Raw genomic sequence first — 18,814 nt, 5'->3', positions numbered from 1 at the left:
CGTAATGTCGTCGGTCTGAACTCCCTCACGGGCGTGTTGGAGATGGTGAACTTCATCCATCTGGCAACAAAGGTCGATAAGGACACGCGCGACTATGCGACGTTATTGGCGTTCGGCATGTCGCTTTTGACTGTGTATACCAGTGTGCATGAAACGGTAGCCAAGGAGTTCTTTGGGGAGGGCAGTGTCAGTGCCATTCGGATGAAGGCTGCCGGCAGTGTGCTTGCGGGGGCGGGTAGTTTTATTGGGGCGTATTACACCCTGGACGAAGCTAATGCGACCGTGAGGAAAGGCAACTACGCTCATTTCACAGCGCTCTTGGTCAAGGGTGGCGTGGCAGGAGCAGCCGGATCTGCTCATTTTCTGACGGCGCTTGCTTATTCCTCCCCGGTGATCGAACGGACTGTTGGGAGAAATGGACTAACTTTAGGTCTGAGGGGGCTGCATGCTGGACTTGAAGTTGCCGCAGGAAGAGAAGGCGGACAGATGGTCGCATCGCAGGCAATGAAACGCGTCGGCGTGTGGATCTTGCGGCTGAGTGGCTGGGAGGTGGCTTTGATTCTGTTGGCCATTGAGGCGCTGATCTGGGCGATCAGCCCAAATGAGCTGGAGAAATGGTGTGCGAAAAACTCCTTCGGAAAAGGGGCTGAAAAGAAGGTTGGAGGTTCTTATTCAACAGCTCGGGAGCAGCAGCTGGCGTTTGAAAAGGCTCTCGGTGCCGTGTCTGCGAGGGTGCAATGATTACTGAAATTCAGGTAGATCCTACTGGCAGTGGCCCGCTTGAAACTGAGGTTGGAAAAATTGTGGGTCTGAGGGTTCAGCATTGCGTAAAGAACGTGTTCTGGCGGGAAGGTGATCGGGAGGGGATGGCGGCCACCGGTGCATTAGCAGCGGCGCTGGGCCTTAGTGGGCCAGCAACAGGCATGGCCATGATGTCTGTGGAGGAAATGGAAGAGCCAGTTACCAAAGTTGAGTTCAGACTTGGTGAAATGGATGTGGAAGGGCTTCTCTGGAACTGGCCTTTCAACGAGGGTGATGTTGTTCGAGTTGTCGGTGCACGGAACGACGAAGGAAGGTTCTTTGCTATCTCAGTTCTTGATGAGGATAGAAGGATCATTGTTTCCTATCCGCATGTTAGTGCTGGTACGTTGGCGCATTGGATTTCAGTGCTTAAATACTCGTTTGTGATCTCAATTCCGTGGTGGGGGTTGGTAATAGGTTTCTATGCATGGAAATTTTACGCGCCATTTCACCTGTTGGTTCAGTCATATGTCGTGGGCGTTCTTGTTTTCTGTGTGATTGGGTATCGAGTTGGTCGTAGATTTGTCAATTACGCTAAATTGGCGGATTCAGTTTTTTCTACGCTTGGATGGAAATGTGCGAGGCGAATAAATCTTCGTGGAGTGACCAAGAGCAAGCGTCAGCCGGGCGACCACCCCGCCTTGGGTGATACCTATTTCAGGTACTGACCATCATCGGCTGACACCACGCTTCCCCAGCAAGCCGCACATGCCTACCGCGCTGCCGCAATCGCCTTCACCCGAGCTCTGGCCAGCGCCTCGCCCACCGCAGGGCCCTTCAAGTGGGTCAGGTCCAGATCACGCGCCTGTACCGACAGCGCCGCCTGGTGCAGGCGCTTGAGCGTTTCGCCCTGCGGGTAATCGCCTTCTTCAAAGCCCAGACGGCCGCGCTTGTCGGCCTCGCAGCACAGGGCGATGCGGGCCACGCGCTCGGGCCGGCGCAGCGCATCGCAGCGGCCCAGCAGTTCCAGCACGGTGGCATCGCGTAGTTCGTCGATGCGGTGCACGTTCAAGTGTTCACGGCAGACGGCTTCGGCCAGCTGCTGGTGCTCGGTGGGAATCTTCAGGCGCTCGCACAACGCCTTGAGCGGCTTCAGGCCACGCTGCTCGTGCATGATGTGGCGCGGCCATTCGTCCGGCGGGGTCAGGCCCTTGCCGAGGTCGTGGGTGAGTGCGGCGAAGCCGACCAGGTCATCGCCGGGTGCCAGGCGGGCGGCCATGTCGCTGACCATTTCCTGGTGGATGCCGGTATCCACTTCGGGGTGGAACTCAGCACGCTGCGGTACGCCGTACAGCGCTTCCAGTTCGGGCAGGATCGGGCCCAGCGCATGCGCGTCATGCAGGGTGCGCAGGAAGGCCGACGGGCGTTCGCAGGCCAGTGCCTTGCGCAGTTCCTGCCACACGCGCTCAGGCACCAGGGCGTCCAGCTCGCCACTGGCGGCCACCTCGCGCATCAGCGCCAGGGTCTCTTCGGCAACGGTGAAACCCAGGGGGGCGAAGCGCGCCATGAAACGCGCCGCGCGCAGCACGCGCAGCGGATCTTCGACGAAGGCGGGGCCGACGTGGCGCAGTACGCGCTGCTGGATGTCGCGCGCGCCGCCGTAGGGGTCGACCAGGGTGCCATCGGCTTCATCGCAGGCGATGGCGTTGATGGTGAAATCGCGACGCTGCAGGTCTTCTTCCAGGGTGACGGCCGGATCGGCATCCACCACGAAACCGCGGTAGCCGCGGCCGGATTTGCGCTCGGTTCGCGCCAGCGCGTATTCCTCACCGGTCTTGGGGTGCAGGAACACCGGGAAATCGCGGCCCACGGCGGTGTAGCCCTGCGCTTCCATCTGCGCGGGCGTGGCGCCGACCACCACCCAGTCACGGTCGCCGGCGGGGCGCTGCAGCAGGCGGTCGCGCACGGCGCCGCCGACAAGATAGATCTTCATGGAGGGATGATCGCACGGGCGGGTGCCGCCGCGCCGCGCGCTCGCCGGGCATGGCCCGGCGCTACCGGATCGGAAGGCACGACCCCGCGTTGATCAATCCCCGCCCTGGTCGGCGTCCGCCGCGCAGGTGAAGGCCTTGCGCTTGTCCACCAGGCGACCCATCAGCCGGTCGCTCAACGGCAGCGCGTTGCCGTTGAGGCGCCAGTCGTAGATGACGCTGAAGGCCAGCACGCGGGCCACGTACTCGCGCGTTTCCTTGTAGCTGATCGTCTCGATCCACAGGTCCGGGTCGAAGCCCGGGCGCTGGGACTGCCAGCGTGCGGTCGGGGTCGGCCCGGCGTTGTAGGCGGCGATGGTGACGTAGGGCAGGCCGTCGTACTTGTTCATCAGCTGGCGCAGGTAGGCCGTGCCGATGGCGATGTTGGTGTCCGGGTCGTACAGGCTGTCGGCGCCGCCGTAGGCAGTCAGGCCGATGTTCTTCGCCACGCCCGCGCCCGTGGCCGGCAGCACCTGCATCAGGCCCATGGCATTGGCAGGCGAGCGCGCGCGCGGGGTGAAGGTGCTCTCGGCGCGGATCTCGGCGGCTACCCAGGCCGGGTCGATGGCATTGCGCGAGGATTCGCGGCGGATGGTGCTGTCGTGGTGCAGCGGGAAGCGCAGGTCGTACAGGCGCTGTTCCTGCGGCTGCTTGCCGAGTGCGAACACGGCGCGGTCGAACCAGCCATTGTCCTGTGCCACGCGCACCGCCAGGCGGCGCTGGGTGTCATCGAAGCGGGCCAGCGCGCTGTTCCACTCGGCCACGGCCCAGCCGTTGCGATCAATCTGGTACAGCGCCATCGCGCGCTGGATGGCCGGGTCGCGGGCGACGGCGGCCTGCGCCTGGGCGCTGTCATTGGGCTTCCACGGGCACAGCGTGTAGTTCTGCTGCAGCTTGTCGGCGGCGAGGAAGCCGTGGAAGGTCGGCGCGCGCGCGGCGCTGCGGAACAGCGACTGGGCCTGCTGCGCCTGCCCGGTCTTTTCCAGCATGCGTCCTTCGAAATACGCCCAGCGCGAATCCGTGCGCTGCTTGCTGCCCATCTTGCGGATGGCGGTGAGTGCGGCCGGCCAGTCGCCACGCGACATCGCCTCGCGCACGCGCCATTCGTGCAGGCGCTCGTCGTAGGCCGATTCGGGCACCGCGTTGAGGCGGCGCGCGGAGTCGGGCAGGTAGGAGGCCACTGTCCACAACGCGATCTGGTACCGCACCTGGGCCTGTTGTTCGGCACTCAGGCCCAGCGCCTGTGCGTACTGCGGCAGCTGCTGTTCGGTGGCACCGGGGTCGGCCTTGGCCAGCTTTTCCAGCCCATCGGTGGCGATGCGCCGGCTGCGTTCGTTGCGCGGCCAGTTCAGCGCGCTGGCATTGGGCTTGTCGACGAAGGCGGCATAGGTGTTGGCCAGGGTCAGATCGGCCGCGGGCAGGCCACGCGCGGCGCTGCGCATCACCGCGGGCTGCTGCGCGTCGGCAGCGGCGTCGACGCGTTCCCAACGCAGTGCATCGCTCATGCCGCCTTGTGCCTGCAGCACGGCGAACACCGCATCGCAGGCGTCGGGCAGTGATTTGCCGTTCTTGCGCCACAGGTCCTGCGCCTCGCTGATCCACTGCGGGTCGACCTTGCCGGTGGCCTGGCGCGCGGTCAGCTGCGCGCAGCGCAGGCCGAGGTTGTCGGTCGGTGCCCAGTTGGCCAGCAGGGTAGGCCAGTCCTGGCGGCGGGCCACCGAGGGCAGCCAGACGCTGCGGAAGCTGTTGGCCACGGCCTGCCCGTCATAGCGCTTGAGGAAGGCCTGCGCCTGGCCGCTATCGACCGTATCGATGTTGCGGCGCAGCTGGGCGAACTCGACCCAGCCATAGGCCGGGTGGCGGCTGAGCGCGGCGGCCTGGCCCGGACCGAGCTGGCCGCGTTCGGCAGCGTCGATGGCGGCCTTGAGCTGGCCGCTCTGGGCGTCGAGTGACTGGGCGCTGGCGCAGCCGATCAGCAGCGATGCGGACAGCGGGAGCAGGGACAGGGCGGTCGAAGAGCGTCGGGTCATGGCGCCAGCATAGCGGGCGCTGGCTGAATTCAGTTTCTCGCCACGTGCACGTCGCAGCGCGGGCAACGGCAGCTGAATGCTTCGTGGATGCCCACTGCCGTCGGCGCATGGCGGCGGCGTACTGTCGGCTTGGGCGAACGGCCCGGGTGCAAGGAGTGGCACATGGCGTTCAACAGCGCAGGAAGAAGCGGTCCCTTGGCGGAGATCAATGTCACGCCGCTGGTGGATGTGATGCTGGTTCTGCTGATCATTTTCATCGTGACCGCGCCGATGCTGTCGCGGCCCATCGCGGTGCAGTTGCCGCAGGCCACCGACCGGGTGGTCGATCGTCCCGACCCACCGCCACCGGTCGAGCTGCGCCTGGATGCCTCCAGCCAGCTGAGCTGGAATGGCCAGCCGATGGCCATCGGTGATCTGCAGGCCCGCCTGCGCGCCCAGGCCAGTGAGCACGCCGGCAACCTGCCGGAGCTGCGCATCGCCACCGATCCGTCTGCCGAGTACGAAGGCATGGCGAAGATCCTGGCGGCGGCCGAGGCGACGGGGATGGAGCGGATCGCGTTCGTGCGATGACCGCTGGCGAGGACGGCCTGCATCCGTGCGGGCCGTCCTTCGTCTGCGCGTGGCTGTCGTTTTGGCCCGCATCCGTTCAGCGCTCTTGATGGTGCGTTGCCGCACCTTTTGCGCATTTCAGGACATTAATTGACGCAATCTCCGGTCTGTTCCGTCAATTCCACGTGAAATGGTGTCCGTCGTCACGTCGTGATTTTTACCGCTTGTTTACAAAGGAGACGCTGCCGCCATGCAGGGGGGAGCGCGGCAGTCCATGTCCCGACATTCCTTTGGAGAGAGAGCGAATGAATCACCTGCATTGCCGCCCCTTGGCGGTCGCTGTTGCGCTGTGCGTGACGGCCCTGGCACCGCTGGGGGCAATGGCCCAGACGGCCACCACCCTGGATGCCGTCGAAGTCACCGGCACGCGCATCAAGCGCGCTGAAGTGGAAGGCCAGGTGCCGATCCAGACGTTGAGCCGTGGCGACATCGAGCGCACAGGCCTGAGCTCGATCGGCGAAGTGCTGCAGCAGCTCACCGGTTCGGGCTCGGCGCTGAACGCCAAGTTCAATTCGTCCGGCAACTTCGGCTTCCCGCCGGATGGCAGCGGTGTCGGCGCGGGTTCGGCACAGGTCGACCTGCGCCACCTGGGCGCCAAGCGCGTGCTGGTGCTGGTCGATGGCATCCGCTGGGTCAATGAATCATCGGCCTCCGGCGTGGGCGCGGCCACCGACCTGAACACCATTCCGCTGGCGATCGTTGAACGCATCGAAGTGCTGGAAGACGGTGCGTCGTCGCTGTACGGCTCCGATGCGATCGCCGGCGTGGTCAACATCATCACCCGGCGCGATTTCGATGGCGGGCAGGTGACCCTGAACTACGGTGAGTACAGCAAGGGTGATGGCACGCAGAAGGGCGTGGACCTGGCCTGGGGCACCAGCGGCGAGCGCTACAGCCTGTTCCTCGGCGCCAGCTGGACCCGGCAGGACGCGGTGTACGCACGCGACCGCGAGCAGTCGCGCTTTCCCATCCCCGGTACCGGGCTGGCCTTCGGCAGCGGTGGCATCCCGCAGGGGCGTTTCGCCTTCGTCGATCCCAACACCGGCGCCGAACAGGACATCGTGCCCAACACCGGCGTGAGCAACCCGCGCTATGACGGCAGCGCCGGCTGCAACCGCAGCGATGACTACCACTGCTTCACCAGTGCCGATCGCTTCAACTTCGCCGAATACAACATGGTGCTGACGCCGTCCGAGCGCAAAGGCGTGTTCGGCCAGTTCCGCTTCGACATCACCGACGACGTGCAGTGGTACGTCAAAGCGCTGGGCAACCGCCGCGAATCGACCAACCAGGCGGGCCCGGAACCGCTGTTCTTCGGCCCTGACGGCGCCACCGGCAATCCCTTGGCCGACAACATCGTGGTGTCGGCGCTGAACCCGTACAACCCGTTCGGCTTCGACCTGGCGTCCGGCGACAACATGACCCTGATCGGTCGTCGCCCGGTGGAGGGCGGCGCGCGCGTGTTCGAGCAGGAGGTCAACACGACCTACTTCGCCACCGGCCTGGTGGGCAGTTTCCAGGCGGCGAACCGCAGCTGGTACTGGGACGTCAACGGCATGTACAGCAAGAACAAGGCCGAGCAGACCAACTACGGCAGCTACAACATCTACAACGTGAACCTGGCGCTGGGTGATCCGGCACTGTGCGCCGCAACCCCCGGCTGCGTGCCGCTGAACATCTTCGGCGGCGTCGGCTCGATCACCCCGGACATGCTGCGCTGGATCCAGCCGGTGGTGCGCGACCGCAGCCAGAACGAGCTGAGCCTGGTCACCGCCAACCTGTCCAGTGACCTGTTCACGCTGCCGGCCGGCCCGGTCTCCTTCGCCACCGGCCTGGAGCACCGCCGCTATGAAGGCTGGTACCAGCCGGATCCGCTGACGGTGATCGGCCACTACAACGGCGTGCCCTCGCAGCCGACGTCCGGTTCGTACGACGTCAACGAGGCCTACGTGGAGCTGAGCATCCCGATCTTCGCCGATTCGTCGCTGGGCAAGAAGCTGGACCTGAGCCTGGCCGGGCGCTATTCGGATTACTCCACCTTCGGTGGCGAGTTCACCCCCAAGTACGGCCTGCGCTGGCAGGTGACCGATGACTTCGTGCTGCGCACGACCTACGCCGAGGGCTTCCGTGCGCCGTCCATCGGCGAGCTGTACGGTTCGGCCGCGCGTGCGGACCTGCAGCTGTTTGATCCCTGCTCGGTGGGCCTGGGCGGCACCGCGCCGCGCGGCAATCCTGCCAACTGCGCCGCGCTGGGCGTGCCGACCGGCTTCCAGCAGGCCAACTCGCAGATCTCGGTGACCACCGGCGGCAACCGTGAACTGGAGCCGGAGCGTTCGCGCAGCTTCAGCGCCGGCTTCGTGTGGAGCCCGTGGTTCGGCAACGACACCTCGTGGTCCGAGCGCTTCGACGTGGAGGTGACCTTCTATCGCCACAACATCGACGGCGCGATCCAGGCGATCAACGCACAGACCCAGCTGGACCTGTGCGTGGATACGCTGGACCCGGTCTACTGTGATGGCATCACCCGCGCCAGCACCGGTGCGGTCAGCAGCTTCAACAACCGCCTGACCAACCTGGGTTCGATCAAGACCGATGGCTGGGACGTGGACATGTTCTGGACGCTGCCGCAGAGCGACATCGGCCAGTTCAAGCTGGGCTGGAAGAACACCTTCGTCGGCCGCTACGAGGCCACGGGTGCGGCCGGCCAGCGGCAGCCGCAGAAGCCGGGCGTGGAAGTGGCCGACAGCTCGATTCCGGAATGGACCAGCAACGCCAGCATTGGCTGGACGCTGGACAACTGGAGTGCCAACTGGACGGTGCGCCACATCTCCGAGCTGACCGAAGACTGCGGTGATGCGGTGGCCTTCCCGGTGTGCAGCAACCAGGCCGCCGGTACCAACACGCTGTCCGCCACCACCTACCACGATGTGCAGGTGGGCTACAAAATCAACTGGATGAAGGGGCTGCAGCTGACCGCTGGCCTGAACAACGTGTTCGACAAGGATCCGCCGATCTGCCTGTCGTGCTCGTTGAACGGCTACGACGCCTCGACCTATGACATTCCGCGTGGCCGCTACTGGTACATGCGCGCGGACCTGCGGTTCTAGGCTGACAGGCAGGTGCCAGGGAACGGCACCTGCGTTTCACTGGTAGCGCCGGGCCATGCCCGGCGGCTTTTCGCTGTTCTGTAGAGCCGGGCCATGCTCGGCTGCTTTTCGCTGTTCTGTAGAGCCGAGCCATGCTCGGCTGCTTGGGTCGAACGCCAGTCGAGCAAGCTCGACTCTACAAAGCACGGCGCCGGGAGTTGCCCGGCGCCCTCTGCATCAGAACGACCAGGTGAAGGTCAGCGAGCCATTGCGGCCGTCGCCGAATGCACCGTAGCCATTGATCTGCGAGTAGTACTTCTTGTCCAGCAGGTTGTTCAGGTTGGCCTGCACGCTGAACTCCGGCGAGATGCGGTAGCGCACGAAGGCGCTGACCAGCGCGTAGCCGTCCTGCTCGATGCGGCCGTATGCCGGCACCGCGTAGTAGATGCGGTTCTGCCAGTTGGCACCGCCACCCACGGTCAATGCGGTCAGGGACTGCGGGGTGTAGCTGGTGAACAGCTTCAGCGTAGTCTGCCGCAGGTTGGTGTTGATGTCCGCGTCATTGATGTCCTTGGCCACGTAGCGCGAGGCGCCGAAGGTGGCATTCCAGCCCGGTGCCAGTTCGCCGTTCAGCTCGAACTCGAAGCCGCGGCTGACCGTGCCGCGAGCGGCGATGTAGGCCGTTTCGCCGCCGGTTCCGCCGATCACCGGTTCGCCGGTCGACTGGCCGACGTTGTCCTGCTCGATGCGGAAAACTGCCACCGAGGCATTCAGGCGGTTGTCGAACCAGGCACCCTTCACGCCCACTTCGTAGCTCTTGCCGTCGACCGGATCGAGGTAGCTGCCGTTGCGGTCCTTCAGCATCTGCGGCTGGAAGATTTCGGTGTACGAGGCGTAGGTCGAGTAGGTGTCATTGATGTCGAACACCAGGCCGGCATACGGCGTGGTCACCTTGTGCGAACGATCGGCGCCTTCGCCTTCGCTCTTCCAGTCGGTGTAGCGCGCACCGATGATCAGCTTCAGCGGATCGGCCAGCGACAGGCGCGTGGCGGCATAGCCGGCCTTCTGGGTGATGGTGCCTTCGCTGGCCAGGCTGAGCGGGTTCCAGTCCGGTTCGCTGATGTTGCCGGTCCAGTTCAGGTAGCTGGAGAAGGGATCCCAGGCAAGGCCGGCACCGCCGACCTGGTAGTCGCCGTAGTTGGCGTAGTCGCGCTTGTTGTAGCTCAGGCCCGCCATGAACTGGTGTTCGCGGCCGAACAGCTGGAACGGGCCGTCAACGAAGCCATCGATCGCGTCGACCTTGCGTTCGGTGTTGTAGAAACCGGCCGACGGCGAGATGCCCGCACCGGTGTTCCTGTCAAAGAACGAGGCGCCGGTAACCCAGTCGTTGTAGGCCGGGTAGAACAGCTTGTCGTCGGCCTTGGTCTCGTCATGCGTGGCGCCGATCTTGAACTTCCAGCCGTTGGCGAAGCCGTGCTCCAGGGTGGCAAAGGCGCGCTTGCTGGTGGTGTCCCAGTAGGTCCAGTTCGGGCTGGCATTGAACGATTCGTCATAGCCGGTGCTGGTGCCATCGGAGAACAGCATCGGGAAGCCGCCCCAGGTCGCGCCGTTGGCGCGCTTCTGCTGGTAGTCGTAGCCCACGCTCAGCTGCGTATCGGGGGTCAGGTCGGCATCGATGACCATGTAGCCCAGCGTCTTGTGCTGGTTGTAGCGGTCCATCTGCGCATCAGTGTCCAGGTAGCTGCCGATGACACGGCCACGCACGGTGCCGCTGGCATTCAGTGCGCTGCCCACGTCCACCGTGGTGCGGGTGCGGCCCCAGCTGCCGACGTTGACCGAGACGCTGCCGGCCAGTTCGGCGCTGTCGGCGTGCTTGCGGATCAGGTTCACCGACGCCGACGGGTTGCCGGCGCCGCTGAGCAGGCCGGTGGCGCCACGCACCACTTCCACGCGGTCGTACAGGGCCAGGTCCAGGCCGGAATCACCGTAGCTCCAGTTCTGCACCATCTGCGTCGGCAGGCCATCGAACTGGTAGCTGTCGATGTAGAAACCGCGCGCGTAGAACTCGGTACGCTCGGTATCGGACTGGGTGCTGCTCACGCCGGTGGTGTTGCCCAGCACGTCGATGATGTCGTCGAGGTTCTGGTCCTCGATGCGCTGGTGGCTGATGATGCTGACCGACTGCGGGATCTCGCGCGGAGCCAGGTCGAAGCGGGTACCGGCCGAGGTCCTGCGCACCGAGTAGCCTTCAGCGCGCTCACCCTTCACCACCACCTTGTCGAGCGTGGTCGGGTCGGCGGCGGTTTCGGCGAAGGCGGCAGGCGCGGTGGCCAGGCACAGGGCGGAGAGCACCGCCGCGGAGAGGCGATGCGGCAGCAGGGCAGGGGTCGAACGGATCATTGGGTTTCCTGGACGGGCACGTGCGTGCGTCCGACCGGCTTCCCGGATGGTCTGGCGCCGCGGCTGGTGGGGGTCTCACGCCGCTGGCGGGGCCCTGCGCTGCAGGGCGGTGGCTGGGCAATGCGAAGAAGGGCGAACCGTCCTGGCTGCCCGGAAAACGAAAACATGGTAATGCGAATTGTTTCTATTTACAAATGGGCGAGGTCGTGCCCACATGCGGCCAGTCCGTCGTAGAGTCGAGCTTGCTCGACTGCACTGGACTGCAGGCCTTTCAACGCAGCAGCGGCAACGGGTCGCGGGCGCCGTCCGTGCCGTAGATGCCCCAGTGCAGGTGCGGCGGCGTGCCCTTGGCATTGCCACTGTCGCCCACGTAGCCCAGCAGCTGGCCGGCCTGCACCACCTGGCCTCGCGCCAGGCCCTCGGCCCAGTCTTCCAGGTGCGCGTAGTAGTAGCGCTCACGACCGGGCCCGATCACCCACACCTGGCGTCCGCCCAGCCCGCTTTCGCGCACGTCGGCGATGACACCTGCGGTAACGCTGCGCACGGGCGTGCCGCGCTTGCCGAAGATGTCGATGCCGGCATGCGTGCGGTCACGGCCGCGCGGGGCACCGAAGGTGTCGGCGATCTGCCTGGGCCGCACGCCGTCTACGGGCACCGGCAGCTCGGTGGCCGGTGGCATGCGTCCCAGCGTCCACAGCATCTTCGGTGCCGCCGCCCACGGGCTGTTCCACAGCGAGAGCACAGCGATGCCGGCGGCCAGCAGCAGGGCGCCGGACAGCAGCCAGCGGCGCAGGCGTCGGGCAGGGGAGGGCGGTGTGGTCATGGGGTCCGTATGTAGAGTCGAGCTTGCTCGACTGCCTGCAATGTAGAGTCGAGCCATGCTCCAGTGAATGGAAAAAGCAGTCGAGCAAGCTCGACTCTACAACGGCAGAGGCAACAGCAGTCGAGCAAGCTCGACTCTACACAACCGGTGTCAGCGGCACCGAGAAGCTGCGCTTCAACGTGCCCAGCGCCACCGAGGTACGGAAGCGCTCGATGTTGTCGTCGCCGCCGAACAGTCGCTCGGTGATCGCTTCGTACTCTTCCATCGAGGCCGCCGAAAGCAGCAGCAGGAAATCGCCGTCGCCGGTGATCGAGTAGCACTGCTGCACGGCCGGGTCATCCTGCACGCGGCGGCGGAACGGGGCGACCTTCTCGCGCTGCTCGCTGACCACGCGTACCTCGACGATGATCGTGAGCGGGCGCCCGACCCTGGCCGCGTCGAGCACGGCCACGTTGGCGGAAATCACGCCGCTGTCCTGCAGTCGCTTGATGCGCCGCTGCACGGCGGGCGTGGACAGGTGCACGGCCTCGGCAATCTGCCGCTGCGGCAGGGCGTTGTCCCGCTGCAGCAGGTCGAGGATGGCGTGGTCGAAGCTGTCCAGCACGGGGGCGGTGGCCATGGCGAGCAGAAATTGCGCGGACGGGCCCCCAATTGAGCCAAGTGCTCGCCGCCAGCGCAATAGACTGGGCGCATGCAGACTTCCCGATTCGCGCCGATGTTGCCGGCGCTGGCGGTGCTCGGCTCGGTTACCGCGCTGGCCATCGGCACTTCCTATGCCAAACACCTGTTCCCCCTGGTCGGCGCGCAGGGCACCAGCGCGTTGCGCGTGGGCTTCTCGGCCCTGTTGCTGCTGCTGTTCTGGCGGCCGTGGCGCTGGAAAACCAGCCGCGTGGATGCGATGACCATCCTCCGCTACGGGCTGACCCTGGGCCTGATGAACCTGCTGTTCTACATGGCCATCCGCACCATTCCCTTCGGCATCGCCGTGGCCATCGAGTTCACCGGCCCGTTGACGGTGGCGATGCTGTCCTCGCGGCGGCCGATCGACTTCGTCTGGGTGGGCTGCGCGCTGCTGGGCCTGTTGCTGCTGCTGCCGCTGGGCGGCGGGCCGGCGCTGGATCCTGCCGGCGTGCTCTACGCCATGGGCGCCGCGGCGTGCTGGGGCCTGTACATCGTCTTCGGCAAGCGCGCCGGCCACCTGCATGCCGGCCATACGGTTTCGCTGGGGCTGCTGGCCGCGTCGCTGGTGGTGGTGCCGGTGGGCGTGGCCCACGCCGGCATGGCGCTGCTGGAGCCGAAGATCCTGCTGGCGGGCCTGCTGGTGGCGCTGGTGTCCAGCGCGATCCCCATGTCGCTGGAAATGATGGCGCTCAAGCGCCTGCCCAAGGAAACCTTCGGGATCCTGATCAGCATGGAACCGGCGGTGGCCGCGCTGTGGGCGATGCTGTTGCTGCACGAGCAGCTGGCCGGCGTGCAGTGGCTGGCAATCGGCTGCACGGTGGTGGCTTCGGTAGGCAGCACGATGACCGCGCGGCGGTTGAGAACGCCGGTGGTGCAGGCGGCGTAGCGCCGGGCTGTGCCCGGCGGAGAGCGTGCGGACCAACGGTCCGCACCCACCAGAGCAGTGGAAGTCCGCACCCACCAGAGCAGTGGAAGTCCGCACCCATCAGAGCAGTGGAAGTCCGCACCCACCCGCGCGGGGGTCAGCGCAGGGCGTCGGCGGGGACGTCGATGGCCATGGCCAGGGCCAGGTGGTCGGAGAACGCGGCCGGTACGGCTTCCACGCTGCGGGTCTGCAGGTTGCTGCTGACCAGGATGTGGTCGATGGCCCGGTCCGGGCGCCAGCTGGGGAAGGTCGGCACCACGCAGCCTGGCGGCTGCAGCCGGGTCTTCTGGTACAGCACCTGCATTTCCGGGCGCTCGGCCAGGCAGTTGAAATCGCCCATCAGCACCGCGTTGGGATGGTCGGACAGCAGCTCGGCGATGAAGCCGAGCTGGGACATCCGCGAACCCGCACCCAGGGACAGGTGGGCCACAGCCACGGCCAGGCCGTCCTCGCCATCGCCGAACTTGGCCAGCAGTACGCCGCGCCCGCCGATACGGCCGGGCAGGGCGTGGTCCTGTACTTCCACCGGTTCCAGCTTGCTAAGCAGGCCGTTGGCGCTGGACGCCACCCCGCCCATGCGCCGGTTCGGCTGGTGGCTCCAGTAGTTGAAGCCGGCGCGCTGGGCCAGGTAGTGGGTCTGGTTGGTGAAGCCCGACCGCAGGCTGCCCGGGTCGGCCTCCTGCAGGCCGACGATGTCATGGCCGCGCGCCAGGGTGGCGATCGCGTCCAAGCTGCTGCGCTTGCGTCCCGCCGGCAGCGCATGTGACCAGCTGCGGGTCACATAGTCGCTGTAGCGGCGGGTGCTCGAGCCGGCCTGGATGTTGGCCGTCAGCAGGCGCAGGGTCCGTGTGTGGGGGGAAGTCACGGCCGGCAATGCTTTCTCTCTGGATCAGTGCGCCTGGGCCGCACCGCGTTCGCGGGCGATCAGGTGGTCGGCGATGCGCAGCATGTCCGGGAAGGACTTGCCCTTCACCAGGTACTTGCCGTTGATGATGATCGACGGGGTGCCGCTGATCTGGCTGCGCTGGGCGAACTGCTTGGCCGAGTTGGTCTTGGCATTCACCGCGAAGCTGCCCATGGTTGCGGCGAACTGCTTCGGATCCACGCCGTAGCCGGCGTAGAACTTGGCGATGTCGTCGACCGAGTCGGCGCCGCGCTCACCCTTCAGGGTCTGCTGCGAGTGGATGGCGGCGTACAGCGCCTCGTGGGTCTTCTCCTGCACGCCCAGGGTCTGCGCGGCGTAGAAGGCACGGGCGTAGTTGTCCCAGGTGCCGCCGAACATGGCCGGCACGTAGACGAAGTTCACGTCGCTGGGCAGGCCGGCCTTCCACGGGCCGACCAGCGGCTGGAAGGCGGCGCAGGCCGGGCAGACGTAGCCGAAGATCTCAACCACTTCGACCTTGCCGGCAGCCGGCTGGAACGGCTGGCCGTTGCTGATCAGCTGGTAGTCGGCGCCTTCCACCGGGGCCGGGCCGGTCAGCGCGGTGGTGGTCGGGGCCGGGGCCGCAGCGGTGTCGGTGGCGGCCGGGGCAGCGCCTTCGGCGCCGGCGGCGGGCTCGGCGGCGGGGGTCGCGGCAGGCTCGGCGGCAGCCGGGGTCGCGGCCGGTTCAGCCGGGGCGGTGGTGTTGGTGGTGCCATCGTCGGCCTTGCAGGCCGCCAGGATCGGCAGCAGGGCTGCAAGTGCGAAAGCAGCGATACGGGTCTTCATTGAAACGTCTCCAGCATCTGGAAAGGTGGGGCCGGCGGCGGGCGCCGGCCAAGGGGAAATGATGACATGCGGCGGCGACAGCGCCGTGTCGATGGTCGGGATTGGTTCAGCGGCGGGCGCGGGCTTCGGAAATCAGCTTGGACGCGATGCGCAGCTGGTCCTCGAAGCTGTTGCCACGCACCAGGTACTGGCCGTTGATGATGATGGCGGGCGTGCCCGGCACCTGGGTGCGCTGGGCGAAGGCACGGGCCTCGGCGACTTTCTTCTGCACCGCATCGCCACGCAGGGCCTGCTTGTAGCGGTCGGCGCTCACGCCATAGGCGCTGTAGAAGGTGGCGAGCTCATCGGCCGAGACGTTCTGCATCGGCAGCGAACCCTGTTCGTGCAGGGCCTTGAACACGGCGGCGTGGCTGCGCTTGGCCACGCCCACTTCATCGGCGGCGTAATAGGCCAGGGCCCAGGCATCCCAGGCACCGCCGAAAGCGGCCGGAACCGGGGTGAAGCGCACGTCGGCCGGCAGCTTGGCGGCCCAGGCTTCCAGCTGCGGCTCGAAGTGGGCGCAGTGCGGGCAGGTGTAGCCGAAGACTTCAACGACTTCGATCTTGCCGGCCAGGGGCTGGAACGGGCCGGACTTGGCGATGCGTTCGTAGTCTTTGCCTTCAACCAGCGGGGCATTGGCGGGGGTGGCGGCGTAAGCGGCCAGCGGCAGCATCACCAGCAGGGACAGCAGAAGGCGGGGAATCAACCTCATCGACACGCATCTCCATTGAAAATAACAACGCCGGCGCAGCCGCCGGCGTGAAGGAAACATACCGCAGCCGCGGGCCGCCGTGGCGACCCGGGCCGACCAGTGGCGGTCAGGGGGCGGCGGCCGGTTGCGCGGCGGCGGCTTCGGCGGCGATGTCATCGGCCTTGTTGTGCAGGCCCTGCAGGTAGCTGGAGAGGGCCTGGACTTCCTGTTCGCTGAGCTTCTGGGCCACGGCGGCCATGATCTGGAAGTGCGCCTTGTCGGTCTCGTTGGTCTGGCCGGCCTGGTACTCCTGCAGGCGGCGAGCGACATAGCTGGCGTGCTGGCCGCCGATATGCGGATAGGCCGGGCCGGGGTTGCCGGCGCCGCTGGGGCCGTGGCAGGCCATGCAGGCCGGCAGGCCGCGCGTGGCGTCGCCGCCGCGGTACAGCTGCTGGCCGATCTCGTAGAACTTCATGCCCTTGTAGGGGCCATCGGTCACGGCGGTATCGTCGGCGATGCCGGCGGTGGCCTTCTGGGTGGCGAAGAACGCGCCGATATCGCGCATGTCCTGCGGGGTGAGGTTCTGTACGAAGGGCACCATCGCCACCGATGCGCCGGAACTGCGCTGGCCGTTGGCGATGAGGGCCATCTGCTGGGCCACGTAGCGCTCGCTCTGGCCGGCGATGGACGGGTACATCTCCACCGTGGAATTGCCGTCGGCCCCGTGGCAGGCCGCGCAGGCCGAGGCCTTGGTCTGGCCGGCCTTGGCGTCGCCCCAGGTGGTCTTGCTGAAATCCACTTCCAGCGAGGCGGTGCGGATCGGCCCGTTGTCGGGCAGCGGGGTCAGCGTGGTCTGCGCGAAGGCAGCAGCGGCAACGACGACGGCAGTGGCAAGAGCGGATACGGCAAGAACGCGAGCGTGGCGCATGCTAAAGCTCCGTATGGACCGGGCCGGGCGGTGGCCGCCGGCATCGCCCGGATTATCAACGCCGTTTCCGCGCACGGTCAACGCAGCAGTGCAGCATTTTCCCGGCCAGCGGCGCCGGGAACGGGCGCGCGGCGCCGCAACATGCGATCCTAGGCGCATGTCATTGCTCATCGAACGCGCCCGTTACCACCTCTCGGCCCATAACGTGCGGCAGCTGCCGCCCGATGAAGGGGCCGAAGTGGCTTTCGCCGGCCGCTCCAACGCCGGCAAGTCCAGCGCCCTCAACGCGCTGACCCGGCAGAACTCCCTGGCCCGTGTGTCCAAGACCCCCGGCCGCACCCAGCAGCTGGTGTTCTTCCAGATCACCCCGGAAGCGCACCTGGTCGACCTGCCCGGTTACGGCTACGCCAAGGTGCCGCTGGACCTGCAGGCGCACTGGCAGGCCTTCATCGACCGGTACTTCCGCACCCGCGAAGCCCTCAAGGGCCTGGTGGTGGTGATGGACATCCGCCACCCGCTGAAGGACTACGACCGGCAGATGCTGTCCTACGCCGTGCAGCGCGGCATGCCCGCGCACGCGCTGCTGACCAAGGCCGACAAGCTCAGCCGCAGCCAGCAGATGCAGACCCTGCAGAAGGTGCGCAAGGACCTGCATTCGGCCTACGGCGACAGCGTCAGCGTGCAGGTGTTCTCCGGTGAGGACCGCACCGGCGTGGATGAAGCCCGCGGCGTGATCGGCGGCTGGCTGGGGCTGGCGTAATCGATGTAGCGTGCCGGGCGTTGCCCGGCAGAATTCCTGTAGAGCCGAGCCCATGCTCGGCTGCCGCGCCCAGCGCGGTGCGGCCCCGGTAGCCGAGCATGGGCTCGGCTCTACAAGGGCTCACCGGCTCACTTCAACGGCGAATACTCCGCCGGTACCCATGCATAGGCCTCGCCCTCGCGGCGCACGTGGCCCAGGCCGGGGAACGGCAGGTGCGCACCGGCCACCCACCAGCCCTGGGCGGTGGCCTGCTGCAGCAGGGCGCGACGGCTGGCGATGGCCGCCGTGCGGTCGGCATCGGCCTCGAACGCCGCTTCCGGGTGTGCGAACTGCACCGCGTGGAAGTGCAGCACATCCCCCCACACCAGCAATGACTGACCCTGGCTGTCGAACCGGTAGGAGACATGGCCGGGGGTATGGCCGTGGCTGTCCATCGCCACCGCGCCACCGGGCAGGGCGTCGCCGGGGCTGAAGGTGCGCAGGTGACCGCTGGCCTGATACGGCGCCACCGCGTTGCGCGCCAGCGGGAAGGCGAAGCGCACGCCCTGCGGCGCCCGGGCTTCGCTGGCCGGGTCCAGCCAGTAGTCCGCATCGGCCCTGGACAGCCACACGGTGGCATTGGGGTAGGCCGGCTGGCCCTGCGCATCCAGCACGCCGCACATATGGTCCGGGTGGGCGTGGGTGAGCAGCACGTCGTCCACCTCGGCCGGGTCCACGCCTGCCGCGCGCAGGTTGCCCAGCACCTGGCCCAGGCCGGGACCGAAGCACTGCGCGGTGCCGGTGTCGACCAGGGTGAGGTGGTTGCCCTGGCGGACCAGGAAGGCGTTGACCGCGGTCTGCAGGCCTTTGCTGTCTTCGGGCACATAGCGGCCGTCGAGCAGGCGGGTGACCAGGGTGGGCGCGACACCCACCACTTCCTGCCGGCCCAGCGCGACCACGCCATCGAACAGGGCGGTGACCTGCAGGGCGCCGACGCGTTGGTGGTAGACGCCGGGCACCTGTTGGGCGGGGGGCGGCGAGGTGGCTTCGGCCATGGCAGCCAGCGGCAGGGAGGACAGGGCCAGCAGCAGCGCGGCGTGCAGGGGCAGGTGATGGAGGTTCATGAGGGGCTCGGCAGGGCGGGGGATTCCGTTGCCGTGCAGCGTGCCGGGTGGCGCGCGCGCGATGCGCTCAAACCACTGCGTGGAATGCTCAGGGAGGGGCGGGCTGCAGGGCTTGCAGCCCTGCACCTGCTGCAGATCAACGTCAACGTCGACGTCAAAAGCAGAAGCTGGCTTCCTGTGGGTTGGCGGGGTGGGTCCGGTGGCAGGGGACGCCGTAAACCCGTCCATGGGGGCTTGGTCGCGGCATCCATGCCGCTCAC

15 protein-coding genes and 1 pseudogene are annotated in these 18,814 nt (G+C 66.7%); 6 read left to right on the top strand and 10 right to left on the bottom strand.

What is annotated here, in order from left to right; genetic code table 11:
- Positions 1-741: pseudogene (locus QMZ26_RS20490) on the top strand (hypothetical protein); the annotation flags it as partial.
- Positions 738-1,469 carry a putative type VI secretion system effector gene (locus tag QMZ26_RS20485; protein WP_283222508.1) on the top strand — a complete coding sequence of 244 codons (732 nt, stop codon included), beginning with the start codon at positions 738-740 and terminating at the stop codon, positions 1,467-1,469. The pseudogene QMZ26_RS20490 and the gene QMZ26_RS20485, both read left to right, overlap by 4 nt.
- A gap of 44 nt (positions 1,470-1,513) precedes the next feature.
- On the opposite strand, the gene QMZ26_RS20480 is transcribed toward QMZ26_RS20485, so the two are convergent.
- Positions 1,514-2,734, bottom strand: coding sequence for a multifunctional CCA addition/repair protein (locus QMZ26_RS20480; RefSeq protein WP_283222507.1), 1,221 nt, complete (start codon positions 2,732-2,734; stop codon positions 1,514-1,516).
- A gap of 93 nt (positions 2,735-2,827) precedes the next feature.
- Positions 2,828-4,801, bottom strand: coding sequence for a transglycosylase SLT domain-containing protein (locus QMZ26_RS20475; RefSeq protein WP_108760325.1), 1,974 nt, complete (start codon positions 4,799-4,801; stop codon positions 2,828-2,830).
- Positions 4,802-4,963: 162 nt separating this feature from the next.
- Here QMZ26_RS20475 and QMZ26_RS20470 point away from each other — a divergent pair, with 162 nt between their 5' ends.
- Positions 4,964-5,371, top strand: a complete 408-nt coding sequence (locus QMZ26_RS20470) for a biopolymer transporter ExbD (RefSeq protein WP_200733044.1) — start codon at positions 4,964-4,966, stop codon at positions 5,369-5,371.
- Between the two features lie 359 nt (positions 5,372-5,730).
- A complete protein-coding gene (locus tag QMZ26_RS20465; RefSeq protein ID WP_254051596.1) occupies positions 5,731-8,517 on the top strand; it encodes a TonB-dependent receptor in 2,787 nt (928 codons plus the stop codon).
- Positions 8,518-8,733: 216 nt separating this feature from the next.
- On the opposite strand, the gene fhuE is transcribed toward QMZ26_RS20465, so the two are convergent.
- From fhuE to QMZ26_RS20450, 3 genes are all read right to left on the bottom strand, one after another.
- Positions 8,734-10,896: a ferric-rhodotorulic acid/ferric-coprogen receptor FhuE gene (gene fhuE, locus QMZ26_RS20460; protein WP_283222506.1), complete on the bottom strand. Its 2,163-nt coding sequence runs from the start codon at positions 10,894-10,896 to the stop codon at positions 8,734-8,736.
- A gap of 271 nt (positions 10,897-11,167) precedes the next feature.
- On the bottom strand, positions 11,168-11,719 hold the full coding sequence (locus QMZ26_RS20455; protein ID WP_283222505.1) for a M23 family metallopeptidase: 552 nt from the start codon (positions 11,717-11,719) through the stop codon (positions 11,168-11,170).
- A gap of 136 nt (positions 11,720-11,855) precedes the next feature.
- A complete protein-coding gene (locus tag QMZ26_RS20450) occupies positions 11,856-12,338 on the bottom strand; it encodes an Lrp/AsnC family transcriptional regulator (protein ID WP_283222504.1) in 483 nt (160 codons plus the stop codon).
- A gap of 72 nt (positions 12,339-12,410) precedes the next feature.
- Between QMZ26_RS20450 and QMZ26_RS20445 the strand changes: the two genes are divergently transcribed.
- Positions 12,411-13,286, top strand: a complete 876-nt coding sequence (locus QMZ26_RS20445; RefSeq protein ID WP_283222503.1) for an EamA family transporter — start codon at positions 12,411-12,413, stop codon at positions 13,284-13,286.
- A 136-nt stretch (positions 13,287-13,422) separates the two neighbouring features.
- On the opposite strand, the gene QMZ26_RS20440 is transcribed toward QMZ26_RS20445, so the two are convergent.
- The 4 genes from QMZ26_RS20440 to QMZ26_RS20425 form a co-directional block, all read right to left on the bottom strand.
- The gene (locus QMZ26_RS20440; RefSeq protein WP_174208737.1) at positions 13,423-14,160 is read right to left on the bottom strand and encodes an endonuclease/exonuclease/phosphatase family protein; all 738 of its coding nucleotides are present in this window, start codon (positions 14,158-14,160) and stop codon (positions 13,423-13,425) included.
- A gap of 54 nt (positions 14,161-14,214) precedes the next feature.
- Positions 14,215-15,033 carry a thiol:disulfide interchange protein DsbA/DsbL gene (locus QMZ26_RS20435; RefSeq protein WP_283222502.1) on the bottom strand — a complete coding sequence of 273 codons (819 nt, stop codon included), beginning with the start codon at positions 15,031-15,033 and terminating at the stop codon, positions 14,215-14,217.
- A 106-nt stretch (positions 15,034-15,139) separates the two neighbouring features.
- Positions 15,140-15,784, bottom strand: a complete 645-nt coding sequence (locus QMZ26_RS20430) for a thiol:disulfide interchange protein DsbA/DsbL (protein ID WP_079223321.1) — start codon at positions 15,782-15,784, stop codon at positions 15,140-15,142.
- A gap of 106 nt (positions 15,785-15,890) precedes the next feature.
- Positions 15,891-16,691, bottom strand: coding sequence for a c-type cytochrome (locus QMZ26_RS20425; protein ID WP_108747359.1), 801 nt, complete (start codon positions 16,689-16,691; stop codon positions 15,891-15,893).
- A gap of 157 nt (positions 16,692-16,848) precedes the next feature.
- Here QMZ26_RS20425 and yihA point away from each other — a divergent pair, with 157 nt between their 5' ends.
- On the top strand, positions 16,849-17,451 hold the full coding sequence (gene yihA, locus QMZ26_RS20420; RefSeq protein WP_108760333.1) for a ribosome biogenesis GTP-binding protein YihA/YsxC: 603 nt from the start codon (positions 16,849-16,851) through the stop codon (positions 17,449-17,451).
- Between the two features lie 128 nt (positions 17,452-17,579).
- Here the strand turns inward: yihA and QMZ26_RS20415 are convergent, their stop codons facing one another.
- On the bottom strand, positions 17,580-18,554 hold the full coding sequence (locus QMZ26_RS20415) for an MBL fold metallo-hydrolase (RefSeq protein WP_283222501.1): 975 nt from the start codon (positions 18,552-18,554) through the stop codon (positions 17,580-17,582).
- Positions 18,555-18,814: the final 260 nt, after the last annotated feature.

Origin of the sequence: Stenotrophomonas sp. PFBMAA-4 (genome assembly GCF_030053215.1) — a bacterium.
Classification (GTDB): domain Bacteria; phylum Pseudomonadota; class Gammaproteobacteria; order Xanthomonadales; family Xanthomonadaceae; genus Stenotrophomonas.
The sequence above is the reverse complement of the archived record's forward strand: the minus strand, read 5'-3'. Positions and strand labels throughout refer to the sequence as shown.

Excerpts from the sequence above, each read along its gene's own strand:
- QMZ26_RS20485 (WP_283222508.1), top strand. The coding sequence starts at position 738 with ATGATTACTGAAATTCAGGTAGATCCTACTGGCAGTGGCCCGCTTGAA.
- QMZ26_RS20480 (WP_283222507.1), bottom strand. The coding sequence starts at position 2,734 with ATGAAGATCTATCTTGTCGGCGGCGCCGTGCGCGACCGCCTGCTGCAG.
- QMZ26_RS20475 (WP_108760325.1), bottom strand. The coding sequence starts at position 4,801 with ATGACCCGACGCTCTTCGACCGCCCTGTCCCTGCTCCCGCTGTCCGCA.
- QMZ26_RS20470 (WP_200733044.1), top strand. The coding sequence starts at position 4,964 with ATGGCGTTCAACAGCGCAGGAAGAAGCGGTCCCTTGGCGGAGATCAAT.
- QMZ26_RS20465 (WP_254051596.1), top strand. The coding sequence starts at position 5,731 with ATGGCCCAGACGGCCACCACCCTGGATGCCGTCGAAGTCACCGGCACG.
- fhuE (WP_283222506.1), bottom strand. The coding sequence starts at position 10,896 with ATGATCCGTTCGACCCCTGCCCTGCTGCCGCATCGCCTCTCCGCGGCG.
- QMZ26_RS20455 (WP_283222505.1), bottom strand. The coding sequence starts at position 11,719 with ATGACCACACCGCCCTCCCCTGCCCGACGCCTGCGCCGCTGGCTGCTG.
- QMZ26_RS20450 (WP_283222504.1), bottom strand. The coding sequence starts at position 12,338 with ATGGCCACCGCCCCCGTGCTGGACAGCTTCGACCACGCCATCCTCGAC.
- QMZ26_RS20445 (WP_283222503.1), top strand. The coding sequence starts at position 12,411 with ATGCAGACTTCCCGATTCGCGCCGATGTTGCCGGCGCTGGCGGTGCTC.
- QMZ26_RS20435 (WP_283222502.1), bottom strand. The coding sequence starts at position 15,033 with ATGAAGACCCGTATCGCTGCTTTCGCACTTGCAGCCCTGCTGCCGATC.
- QMZ26_RS20430 (WP_079223321.1), bottom strand. The coding sequence starts at position 15,784 with ATGAGGTTGATTCCCCGCCTTCTGCTGTCCCTGCTGGTGATGCTGCCG.
- QMZ26_RS20425 (WP_108747359.1), bottom strand. The coding sequence starts at position 16,691 with ATGCGCCACGCTCGCGTTCTTGCCGTATCCGCTCTTGCCACTGCCGTC.
- yihA (WP_108760333.1), top strand. The coding sequence starts at position 16,849 with ATGTCATTGCTCATCGAACGCGCCCGTTACCACCTCTCGGCCCATAAC.
- QMZ26_RS20415 (WP_283222501.1), bottom strand. The coding sequence starts at position 18,554 with ATGAACCTCCATCACCTGCCCCTGCACGCCGCGCTGCTGCTGGCCCTG.